This is a genomic window from Mycobacterium sp. (assembly GCF_035499775.1).
Taxonomy (GTDB): Bacteria; Actinomycetota; Actinomycetes; order Mycobacteriales; family Mycobacteriaceae; genus Mycobacterium.
The window spans coordinates 1-10,948 of record NZ_DATJYB010000047.1 but is presented as its reverse complement, the minus strand read 5'-3'; the positions used below and the strand labels follow the sequence as shown (position 1 = coordinate 10,948).

At 66.9% G+C, this 10,948-nt stretch carries 8 protein-coding genes and 2 pseudogenes; 7 read left to right on the top strand and 3 right to left on the bottom strand.

What is annotated here, in order from left to right:
- The 3 genes from hrpA to VML93_RS03015 all read left to right on the top strand — a co-directional run.
- On the top strand, positions 1-2,793 hold a 2,793-nt coding region (gene hrpA, locus VML93_RS03025), incomplete at its 5' end, for an ATP-dependent RNA helicase HrpA (protein WP_325607544.1).
- A 199-nt stretch (positions 2,794-2,992) separates the two neighbouring features.
- Positions 2,993-3,340 (top strand): WhiB family transcriptional regulator, encoded by a 348-nt coding sequence (locus tag VML93_RS03020; RefSeq protein WP_325607542.1) that lies wholly within the window; start codon positions 2,993-2,995, stop codon positions 3,338-3,340.
- Between the two features lie 310 nt (positions 3,341-3,650).
- Positions 3,651-3,896 (top strand): hypothetical protein, encoded by a 246-nt coding sequence (locus VML93_RS03015; RefSeq protein ID WP_325607540.1) that lies wholly within the window; start codon positions 3,651-3,653, stop codon positions 3,894-3,896.
- 24 nt (positions 3,897-3,920) lie between these two features.
- On the opposite strand, the gene VML93_RS03010 is transcribed toward VML93_RS03015, so the two are convergent.
- Positions 3,921-4,916 carry an LLM class flavin-dependent oxidoreductase gene (locus VML93_RS03010; protein ID WP_325607538.1) on the bottom strand — a complete coding sequence of 332 codons (996 nt, stop codon included), beginning with the start codon at positions 4,914-4,916 and terminating at the stop codon, positions 3,921-3,923.
- A gap of 282 nt (positions 4,917-5,198) precedes the next feature.
- On the opposite strand from VML93_RS03010, the gene VML93_RS03005 reads away from it, so the two are divergent.
- On the top strand, positions 5,199-5,552 hold the full coding sequence (locus tag VML93_RS03005) for a WhiB family transcriptional regulator (RefSeq protein ID WP_414686268.1): 354 nt from the start codon (positions 5,199-5,201) through the stop codon (positions 5,550-5,552).
- On the opposite strand, the gene VML93_RS03000 is transcribed toward VML93_RS03005, so the two are convergent.
- Both VML93_RS03000 and VML93_RS38470 read right to left on the bottom strand, forming a co-directional pair.
- A complete protein-coding gene (locus VML93_RS03000; protein WP_325607536.1) occupies positions 5,536-5,808 on the bottom strand; it encodes a hypothetical protein in 273 nt (90 codons plus the stop codon). The two genes, VML93_RS03005 and VML93_RS03000, sit on opposite strands and share 17 nt — an antisense overlap.
- Positions 5,809-5,990: 182 nt before the next feature.
- Positions 5,991-6,089 (bottom strand): annotated as a pseudogene (locus VML93_RS38470) (hypothetical protein); the annotation flags it as partial.
- Between VML93_RS38470 and VML93_RS02995 the strand changes: the two are divergent.
- The 3 genes and pseudogenes from VML93_RS02995 to VML93_RS02985 form a co-directional block, all read left to right on the top strand.
- A pseudogene (locus VML93_RS02995) lies at positions 6,055-6,846 on the top strand (carbohydrate kinase family protein); the annotation flags it as partial. The pseudogenes VML93_RS38470 and VML93_RS02995 overlap by 35 nt on opposite strands.
- Before the next feature lie 48 nt (positions 6,847-6,894).
- On the top strand, positions 6,895-8,706 hold the full coding sequence (locus VML93_RS02990) for an adenylate/guanylate cyclase domain-containing protein (RefSeq protein ID WP_325607530.1): 1,812 nt from the start codon (positions 6,895-6,897) through the stop codon (positions 8,704-8,706).
- Between the two features lie 60 nt (positions 8,707-8,766).
- Positions 8,767-10,440 (top strand): serine/threonine protein kinase PknE, encoded by a 1,674-nt coding sequence (locus VML93_RS02985; RefSeq protein ID WP_325607528.1) that lies wholly within the window; start codon positions 8,767-8,769, stop codon positions 10,438-10,440.
- Positions 10,441-10,948: the final 508 nt, after the last annotated feature.

Sequence of the window (10,948 nt, the reverse complement as noted above, 5' to 3'; positions counted from 1 at the left end):
GACCCGGGCACCGCCCGCATTTCGCGTTACAGCCGTCGCTTGAAGGTGCAGCGGTTGCCGATCGAGCCGATCTCGCAGGCGTCCGCGGCGCAGCGGGCCGGCCGGTGCGGTCGGGTCGCGCCAGGTGTGTGCATCCGCCTTTATTCCGAGGAGGACTTCGCGGCCCGCCCCGGCTACACCGAGCCCGAGATACTGCGGACCAACCTCGCCGCGGTGCTTCTGCAGATGGCCGCACTGCAGCTCGGGGACGTCGAGAAGTTCCCGTTCCTCGACCCGCCGGACCAGCGCAGCATCCGAGACGGTGTGCAGCTGCTGCAGGAGCTCGGCGCGTTCGACCAGCAGGGCGCGATCACCGACCTCGGCCGCCGCCTGGCGCGGCTGCCCGTCGACCCGCGGCTGGGCCGGATGATTCTGCAGGCCGACACCGAGGGATGTGTGCGGGAGGTGTTGGTGTTGACCGCGGCGCTGACCATCCCCGATCCGCGGGAGCGGCCGACGGGTCGTGAGGAGGCCGCGCGTCAGAAGCATGCCCGCTTCGCCGACGAGCACTCGGACTTCCTGTCCTACCTCAACCTCTGGCGCTATCTGCGTGAGCAGCGTAAGGAATTGTCTGGCAACGCCTTCCGGCGGATGTGCCGCAATGAGTTCCTGCACTATCTGCGCATCCGCGAGTGGCAGGATCTGGTCGGGCAGCTGCGCAGCATCGCCCGCGATATAGGCATAGTCGAGTCCGACCAGCCGGCCGACCCGGCCCAGATCCACGGGGCGTTGCTCGCCGGGTTGCTGTCGCACGTCGGTATGCGCCGAGAAGATTCGCGCGAGTATCTGGGTGCACGCAACTCGCGGTTCGTCCTCGCGCCCGGGTCGGTGCTCACCAAGCGGCCGCCGCGCTGGGTCGTGGTGGCGGAGCTGGTCGAGACCAGTCGCCTGTACGGCCGAACCGCTGCGCGCACCCAGCCGGAGGTGGTCGAGCGGGTCGCGGGGGACCTGGTGCAGCGCACCTATAGCGAACCGCACTGGGACGCCCAGCGCGGCGAGGTGATGGGCTACGAGCGGGTGACGCTGTACGGCCTGCCGCTGGTCGCGCGCCGGCGCGTCGGGTACGCCCGCGTCGAGCCGGGGATTGCCCGGGAATTGTTCATCCGGCACGCGCTGGTGGAGGGCGATTGGCAGACCCGCCATCACTTCTTCCGTGACAACGCACGGCTGCGCGAGCGGCTCGAAGAGCTGGAGGAGCGGGCGCGCCGCCGCGACCTGCTCGTCGGTGAGGACGACATCTACGCCTTCTACGACGCCCGGGTGCCCGCCGACGTCGTCTCCGCGCGCCACTTCGACGCGTGGTGGAAGAAACAGCGGCACCAGACACCGGATCTGCTGACATTCACCCGCGACGATCTTCTGCGCGCCACCGATACCGCCGATGCCGATCGACCGGACATCTGGGCGACCGGCGACGTCGCGCTGCCGCTGACCTACCGATTCGAGCCCGGCGCCGTGGACGACGGTGTCACGGTGCACGTGCCGGTCGATGTGCTGGCGCGGCTGGGCGGCGACGAATTCGCCTGGCAGGTACCGGCGCTGCGCGAGGAGCTGGTGACCGCACTCATCCGGTCGCTGCCGAAAGACCTGCGCCGCAACTTCGTTCCCGCTCCTGACACGGCCCGCGCGGTGCTGGCCGGAATCGACCCGGCCGAAGGGCGGTTACTCGAGGCATTGCGCCGCGAATTGCGCCGTCGCACCGGCGTTCTGGTCCCCGCCGATGCTTTCGACCTGGACAAGCTGCCGGCCCATCTACGCGTGACGTTCGCCGTCGAGTCCGCGGATGGCACCGAGGTCGCCCGCGGCAAGGACCTTGGTGTGCTGCAGGAGACTCTGGCGGCGCCGGCTCGACGTGCCGTCGCCGACGCGGTCGCCGGCGAGCTGGAGCGGTTCGGGTTGCGCACCTGGCCCGACGACCTCGAAGAACTCCCGCGGGTAGTCGAGCGTACGGTTGGCGGACGCGCCGTGCGAGGTTTCCCGGCTTTCGTCGACCGCGGCAGCGCGGTTGACCTGCGTGTGTTCGCGACGGCCGTCGAGCAGGGCAGTGCAATGCGGACCGGCACTCGCCGGTTGCTGCGGCTGAGCGTGACGTCGCCTGTGAAAGCTGTTGAGCGGCAGCTAGATCCGCGGACACGGCTGACGCTCGGGGCGAACCCGGACGGCTCCATTTCCGCGTTGCTCGACGACTGCGCCGACGCCGCAACCGACACGCTGGCGCCGGAGCCGGTGTGGTCGCGCGACGAGTTCGCCGCGTTGCGTGCTCGCGTGGCGAAGGCTCTCCTGCCGAGGACCGTGGACATGGTGGGCCGCGTCGAGAAGGTGTTGTCCGCTGCGCAGCAGGTGCAACTGCTGGTGCCTGCCCAGCCGCAACCCGCGCAGGCCGACGCGATCGCCGACGTGCGCGGACAGCTGGACCGGCTCTTGCCGCCCGGGTTCGTCATCGCCGCCGGAGGCGCACATCTCGCCGACCTCACCCGCTATCTGACAGCAATCCACCGGCGCCTGGACCGGCTGCCCTACGCGGTCGAGGCGGATCGGGAGCGGATGCAGCGGGTGCGCGCCGTCCAGGGCGCATACGACGAATTGGTGCAAGCGCTGCCCGGCGCGCGGGCGGCAGACGCCGACGTACGCGACATCGCCCGCCAGATCGAGGAGCTCCGGGTGAGCCTGTGGGCACAGCAACTCGGCACCCCGCGCCCGGTCAGTGAGCAGCGGATATACCGCGCGATCGACGCCGTGCGCGCCGGTTCCTGACCCCCGCAGCCACCTGCTTCCAGTGTTAGGTACGTGCGTGCCAGAAAACCGTTGCGCAAACGAAACCGAGCCGCTAACTTATACGCAGGGGAGATCCAGGTCACACCGATCAGCATCGTATGGCGCAGGTCCCAGCAAGGGTCTTCTTCCACAGGGGAGTCGGTCGCAACACGCGGCCGGAAGGAAGGGAACTGCTTCGGTGTCAGAACCACGACCGGCCGCGCGACGGCTGAACCTGGTGGCGGTACACATCAACATGCCCGCAGGGGCCGCCGAGGATCGTGCGTGGGTCTCGAAAGGCCTATGCAGGGCAAAGGATCCCGATGAGCTCTTTGTGCAAGGCGCCGCGCAACGTAAGGCTGCGGCTATCTGCCGTCACTGCCCGGTGATGCAACAGTGCGCGGCGGACGCCCTCGACAACCACGTCGAGTACGGCATCTGGGGCGGCATGACCGAACGGCAGCGCAGGGCACTGCTCAAGCAGCACCCGGAGGTGGCGTCCTGGTCCGACTTCTTCAACGAGCGCAACGCCCGCTACGTCGGCTAGGCACGTCCATCCCGTAGAGCTTCGGGGCTTCCTCATTACTTTTTTGTTACAGCTCTCGGGCGATATCGCTACCGCAGGTCTCTGACCAGGCCTTTTGCGGCAGTGACCGTCGGCCTCACTAACGCGTCGTGCGACGCGCGGTAATTCCAGGCCAAGTGCGCACCCAGGAGCAGGTAGGCGAGTGCGATCACATGCGTTGAGCCGCAGGCGATGTCGCGCTGCACCCAGACCCAATTCGGCACATTTCACCGCCGACGGCCAAGCAAACCCGTACGATCAGCAGACTGACATAACGCCAGGAGGTACGACGTTGGAGACATCGATCCCGATGAATGCCACGATTGCTGGGCCGATGGCTGTCTTCGTGCTGTGCATCATCTTCGCCGCCGCCGTGTGGGTCTATACTGACGCCAAAGCACATGCGGGACAAGGGAATCCGATTGCCGTTTCGATCGGCTCGTTACGGCTTCATACGCCGGCGGCGTGGTTCTTCGCCTGCCTGCTGCTCGGGGAGCTGTTCATCCCGATCTACGTCGACAGCCGCAGCTTGGCTTAAGGCTTCCGGGGGCTTCCGGGGACTTCAGCCGGGGAGGCCGGCGGCGGAGGCGAAGACGCGCAGCTCGCGTTCGATGTCAGATCCCGCCGGCTGGTACACGAGCTCGGTGACACCGAGCGCGGCTAGTCCGGCGACCTTGTCCGGTATTTCGCTCGCCTCGCCCGTCAACGCCAGGGAACTCGCTAACGGGATGAGGGCACCGACATGGGGCTCGTCGCGTGGGTTGGCTTTCACCAGATGCCCTTCGTGGATCGCGAGATGCCGTTCATCCTCGGGATACGCCTCGATCGCCTCGCGCCACCCCGGTCCGCCCGGTAGTGCGTCAACCGTAGCGGCTCCGCCACGCTCGTACGCGGCGTGATAGAACACCACCGCCGCGGGCCCGGCCGCGTCGATCACGCGTGCCGAGGTCAGGTCCTCACCCTCGTCGAGCACCGTGCCGAAGGCGAGCAAAGCCCGCCAGTCGGCCACGTCCGTGGCATCGGGTTGTGGGACGGCCGCCGAGAACACGCCGTCGCCGAGCTCGGCGGCGACGGCAAGACCCTTCGGACCGTCGGCGCCGATCAGGATCGGCACGTCGATCGGACGCTCTGCGCCGAAGCCGGACGAGTGCATCATGCGCACCTTCGCCCCCTCCCATTCCGCAGTCTCGCCCGCGAGCAGTGCCTTCAAGCAGCGGACGTAGTCGGCCACCTGCCGCCACGGCATCGGCCGCTTGCCCAGCGTGAATCGACCGGTAAAGCCCGAGCCGAGCGCCACCGCCACCCGACCGGGCGCTTGGCTGGCCAGTTCTGCGATCGCAGCGGCGTTGACCATCGGATGACGCAGGCTGGGGACCAGCACCCCGGGCCCGAGGCCGATGCGCGACGTCCGCTCCGCGCATCGGGTGAGAATCATCCACACGTCGGGGTAGAGCGCCGGGGAGTCGTACAGCCACGCTCGTTGGTAGCCGAGCGCTTCGGCCAATTCCACGTGCGCGGGAGTGTCCGACGAAGTTGCGAAGGCACAGGAGATGTCCATTGTTTGGACACTACCGAGTGGGCAGATTTCCTTCGTCGTCGCGCCGCTCCGTACGGGCTCCGAAATTTAGGTAGCCCACTACTCTATTGGCCGCCCTCGTCGACAGTAACGGTGTAAAGCATTGGTCGTCCGCCTGCCGAGAGGGGTACCGATGCCGGTCGTTCCCCATCCACCAAGTCACCCGCGCGAAGCACCGACAGCGCTGAGCGCCAGGAATTTTGAACAGCACCCTGGGTAGAAGGGAATTGCTCGTTGTCTGAAACGCCACAAACCGCCGGGCAAATGAACAGCGTCGCTGCGCACGGCACCCAGCACGCGATGGTCGCAGCAGAACGTGGTTGGGTCTCAAAGGCGCTGTGTAGGACCACAGATCCCGAGGAACTCTTCGTGCGCGGGGCCGCACAACGCAAGGCAGCGGTGTTCTGCCGTCACTGCCCGGTACTGCAGGAGTGCGGAGCCGACGCGCTCGACCATCACGTCGAGCACGGCGTCTGGGGCGGCATGACCGAGCGGCAGCGCAGGACACTGCTCAAGGAGCATCCCGAGGTCCTGTCGTGGGCGGACTACTTCAACAAGGTCAACTCGATCTCGGTCGAAGAGCCGAGCACAAACACCAGCCTCAACCCACCTGCTTGAGCGTGTAGTGCGCGGTCGTCCGGCTCGGATCAGCCGCGAGCCGGTCCACCTCTTGTTTGATCGGACTGACAGCACCGCCGAACACGCCCGGGCAGCCGTCGGGACACTTGACTTCCCACCACGAGTCCGACTGATGTGGGGGCCAGGCCAGCAGCTGACCTCCGCGCGCGCGATACCCGATCTGGGTCGCGTTCTTCACGAGATTGCCGACCTGATGATGCGCCGGGCAGAAGACCGATACGTCGATTCCATTCATGGCCGCTATTCTGCGCTGCCCGACGGGTCGTGCTGAGCCCGCCCGTCGCAGCCCGACGCCGGCGTGAACTCATAAGCTCCGCACATGCAGAAGGCAGATTCCGCAGTGACCCAAGTCGAGATCGCGGCAGTGGGTGTGCACGTCCTCGACACCCACGTCATGGGAATCACCTCCATCCCCGAGGGCTCGCAGGGCCGACTCGTCCAGACGATCAAGATGTCCCCCGCCGGGACAGCGGGCGGTACCGCCGTCGTACTGCGTCGGCTCGGGGCAACCGTCCGTTGCTTCGGTGCCGTCGGCGCCGATGCGATGGGCGACACGCTGCTGGCGATGCTCACCCGGGAAGGAGTCGATGTCGGTGGCCTGGTTCGGAACCCGTCGGCCCAGACATCGGCATCGGTCATCCCCGTGCGCCCCAACGGCGACCGGCCTGCCTGGCACTGCGTGGGCGCCAATGCCACATTCACCCTGCAAGACCTCGATTTCGACGAGGTCGTTCGGTCATCGCACCTTCACCTGGGCGGTCCCGAGTTTCTCGGCGGGCCGGCGGCCAGCGAGTTGCTTCAGTACGCAAAGGCCAACGGGCTCAGCACATCCGTCGACTTTCTCGCCGCCGGGGATCCCGGGTTGCTGCAGTGGATTGCCGAAGTCCTGCCGCACACCGACTACCTGTTGCCCAACGACGAACAGGTGCTGGGTTTCACTGGGGCCCAGGATGCTCTGACCGGTGCGCAGCGCTTACTCGCGGCAGGCGCCGCCTGTGTGGCGGTCACGCAGGGCAGCAAAGGCGCGCTGATCGTTTCGAAGGAGGAAGCCATCGAAGTGCCGGCGTTTCCGGTAGAGGTGGTCGACACCACCGGTTGCGGTGACGCGTTCTCGGCCGGGTTCGTCCTGGGCCGCGCGCTGGGCCGTGATCTCGGGGAATCGGCTCGCCTCGGATGCGCCACCGCGGCGCAGGTCGCCGGCGGAATCGGAACCGACGCAGGAGCATACGACCTCGACGCCGTCGACGCGTTCGCTGACGCTGCGCAGCGGTGACCTGCCGCGACGCTTGAAAGACTCGGCATCGGTCTAAAGTTCCAATCGATGCGTCGCACTTGGACCTGGACATTCGACCTGCCGCCGGATCAGTTGTGGCCGGTGCTGGCCGATACCAACCGGTTCAACGAGGCGCTCGGGCTACCGCCTTACACGCTTGAGGAGACGCCGCAGGCCAACGGCACGGTGGTGCGCCGCGGGCTGGGCAAGGCCGCGGGCTTCGCGCTGGCGTGGGAAGAAAAGCCGTACGAGTGGATTTCAGGTCGGCACTTCCGGCAGTCGCGCGTTTTCACCAAGGGCCCATTCCGCCGTTTCGGCCCGGTGTTCGATCTCGAGCCGGACGGCAAAGGGGGCTCGCACGTCACCTACGGGCTCGAATGGGAGCCAATGAGCTTGGTTGGCCGTCTGTTCGGCGCGCGGCTTGCGACCCAGGCGGGCGAGAATGTGGCAAAGCGCGTCGTGGAAGCCGTTGCCTTTGCGCGCGGAGACCACACCATCGAGCGCCTGACGCCTTTTGTCTTGCCGGAGCCCGACCTGCCCCCCGGCGCACGCGAGCGTGCCACCGGGATGGCGCGCGAAATAGACCGTAACCCCTACGGCAACGAACTCGGCGCGCGCCTGACCGACCTTGTGCTGCAAGGCATGGCGTCCGACCTCGCGCGGGTGCGGCCCAAGACGCTGGCCGGCGATCTCGGCGTGCCCCCGCGCCCCGCAACTGAGGCCTGCCTCGCCGCCGTGAAGGCGGGCCTCTTCAGCATGAAGTGGGAGCTGATCTGCCCCAATTGCCGCGGGGCCAAGGTCAGCGTCAATACCCTTGCCGAGTTGCCCCACGGAGCGCACTGTTCGTCGTGCAACATCGACTACGACCGCGACTTTGAGCGCAATGTCGAGCTGACGTTTGCGCCGGCACCCGTGGTGCGCCCGTTGCCCGCCAGTGGCTTCTGCCTCTCGGGTCCGATGGCGACGCAGCACGTCGCCGTGCAGCTGTTGCTCAGCCCGGGGGAGCGGCGCACCGTCACCGCCGGACTGCCGTCGGGCTCCTATCGCCTGCGCACACTGCACCCGGGCGGGTTCGTCGACGTCGACTACGAAGGTGGGCCTTTCCCGGGCCTGCGCGTCACGGCGTCGGGCGTGGAACTGCTGAGCGTCGCCGAATCGAGCGGCGAGCCGGGAAGCGTGACATTCGTGAACGATGCCGACTTCGAGCTGGCAGCCTTGATCGAGGACCGAACCTGGGCGCGCGAGACGCTGACGGCGCCGGAAGTGATCTCGCTGCAGGCCTTTCGGGACATGTTCGCCGAGGCGACGTTGCGGCCGGGCGACGACGCCGGCGTCAGCCAGGTCGCGTTGCTATTCACCGACCTGCGTGGCTCGACGGAGCTCTACGAGCGGGTGGGCGATGCCATTGCCTACAACATGGTGCGCGAACACTTCACGCTGCTGGCCGCGATCGTGCGCGACCATGACGGCGCGGTGGTGAAGACGATCGGCGACGCGGTGATGGCCTCCTTCGCCGATCCGGCGCAAGCGCTGCGCGCGGCGCTCGCCATGCAGGCGGGGATCCACTCATCGGCACAGGCCGGCCGCGACCTGGTGCTGAAGGTCGGCGTCCATGCCGGCCCGAGCGTCGTCGTGACCTTGAACGACCGCCTCGACTACTTCGGTTCGACGGTGAACATGGCGGCGCGCTTGCAGGGCCAGAGCGCCGGGGACGACGTCGTGCTGTCCCACGCCGTGGCCACCGATCCCGCCGTGCAGGAAATACTGGCCGACCTGCCGCAGCGCCAAGAAACGGTCGCGCTCAAAGGCTTTGCCGAACCCGTCGGCTTCCTCCGCCTGTTGACCTGCCGAGTTCAGTAGTGATCGGCCTCGCCCGTGCTTATCGTGTGATGGATCAGTTTGACTGCCGAGGAGGCTGATGTGGAGGGGACCCCGTTCGGGCGCTACCGCTTGGTGGAATTGCTGGGCAGCGGCGGCATGGGGGAGGTCTGGCGCGCGTATGACACGCTGACCAACCGGACCGTGGCCATCAAAGTGCTGCCGCCGCACCTGGCTCAAGACCACACGTTCGTCCAACGCTTCCGCCGTGAAGCCGAAGCCGCGGCCCAACTCAGCAGCCCGCACATCATCCCGATCCACGATTACGGAGAAGTCGACGGCCGACTGTTCGTGAACATGCGGCTGATCAACGGCCGCGACCTGGCCACCGTGCTCGCCGCCGGCCCGCTGGAGCCCGGCCGCGCAGTGCGCATCGTCGAACAGGTCGCCAAGGCGTTGAACGCCGCCCACAAGGTCGGCCTGATTCACCGCGACGTCAAACCCTCCAACATCCTGCTCGACGACGACGACTTCGCCTACCTGATCGACTTCGGGATCGCCCGCGCCGCCGACGAAACCCGACTCACCAAGTCCGGCAACACGATCGGCACCTTTCAATACATCGCACCCGAACGCCTGGGCACCGGATCCGAGGACGCCCGCGCCGACATCTACTCACTGGCCTGCGTGCTCTATGAATGCCTGACCGGTCAACCACCGTTTACCGGGGACACCATGGCGCCCCTGGTTGCCGCGCACCTCTACAACCCGCCGCCGCAACCCTCGATCGCCCAACCGAACCTGCCTCCATCCGTTGACCAGGTCATCGCGACCGGCATGGCCAAAGACCCCGCGCAACGGTATTCCACCACAACCGAATTCGCCGAAGCCGCCCGCGACGCGGTCACCGTCCCCATCCAGCGACCGGTACCCCCTCAGGCCGCCGCCCAGCCCTTCGCACTACCGGCCCCGGTCTGGACTGCCCCGCCGCCGCTACCCGCGCCGCCCACCCCTCCGCCGACCGGTGGAAGGACTCGGGGGCTCACGATCGCACTCGTCACCGGCGCCATTGTGCTGGTCGCGTTGATCGCGGCCGCCGCCATCGGCATTCCCACGTTCGTCAAACACCAAGCGTCGCAATTATCTTCGGCGCCGTCGTCGCCGCCGCCGGGATCATCTCAACCGCCCGATACCCACTCTGTGCGGGTGACGTCGAGCAAGTTGGTCACCAATCCGGGGACCAGTGATCCCAAGGCCGTCGTAGCGTTGTACGAGGATTTCCTCTGTCCGATGTGCGGTCACTTCGAGCAGACCTTCGGGCCGACGGTGTCCAAGCTCATCGACATCGGCGCCATCGCTGCCGACTACTCTTTCGTGGCCATTCTCGACCGTGGCAGCCAGAACTATTCGTCACGAGCGGGGGCCGCTGCCTATTGCGTCGCCGACGAATCCATCGACGCATTCCGTCGGTTCCACACCGCGTTATTCAACCCGAACATCCAGCCCTCTGAATCCGGCTCGACCTTCCCCGACAACGCGCGATTGATCGAACTCGCTCGAGAGGCCGGAGTAGTGGGCGGTGTCCCAGACTGCGTCAACAGCGGGAAGTACCTGGCAAGGGTCCGGGGGATGTCTAAGGCCGCACACGTGAACGCCACTCCGACGGTCCGGATCAACGGCGAGGACTTCGATCCGACTACACCCGACGCGCTGGTCGCGAAGATCAAGGAAATCGTCGGCAACGTGCCCGGGATCGACTCCGCCGCATCGCCGTGAATCGCGAGCAAATCCATGCTGCGACAGCGCAGGAGCATCGCGACCTCGCCGATCTGATCGATACTGGCGACCCCCGCCACAGGCACCTGGGTTATTGGCCGAAGTGTTGGCGCACAGCGGCGACATCAAGATCCCGCTCGGACTGCCCTTTGAACCAGATCCGCAGTTGACAGCGACGGCATTGGACTTCCTGACCGGCCCGGTGCCGATTGGTCTGGTGCCACTCAGACGACTGCGAGGTATTCGCTTGCACGCCATGGACATTGGCCGAAGCTGGGGAAACGGCGAGGAAGTTCGTGGGCGGGCGGCCGACCTGTTGTTGGCTTCGGTCGGGCGCGCTGCGGTGTTAGACGGTCTCGACGGGCCCGGACTGTCACTGTTGAGGCGGCGGATAGCGCGCTGACTCTTGTTTTCGTCCAGATCACCCACGCTCGGCGAAGCGGTGCATGAAACGATGGGTGCCGTGATCCTCGCGGTCGATCTCGGCAAGACGTCCTGCCGGGCCGCG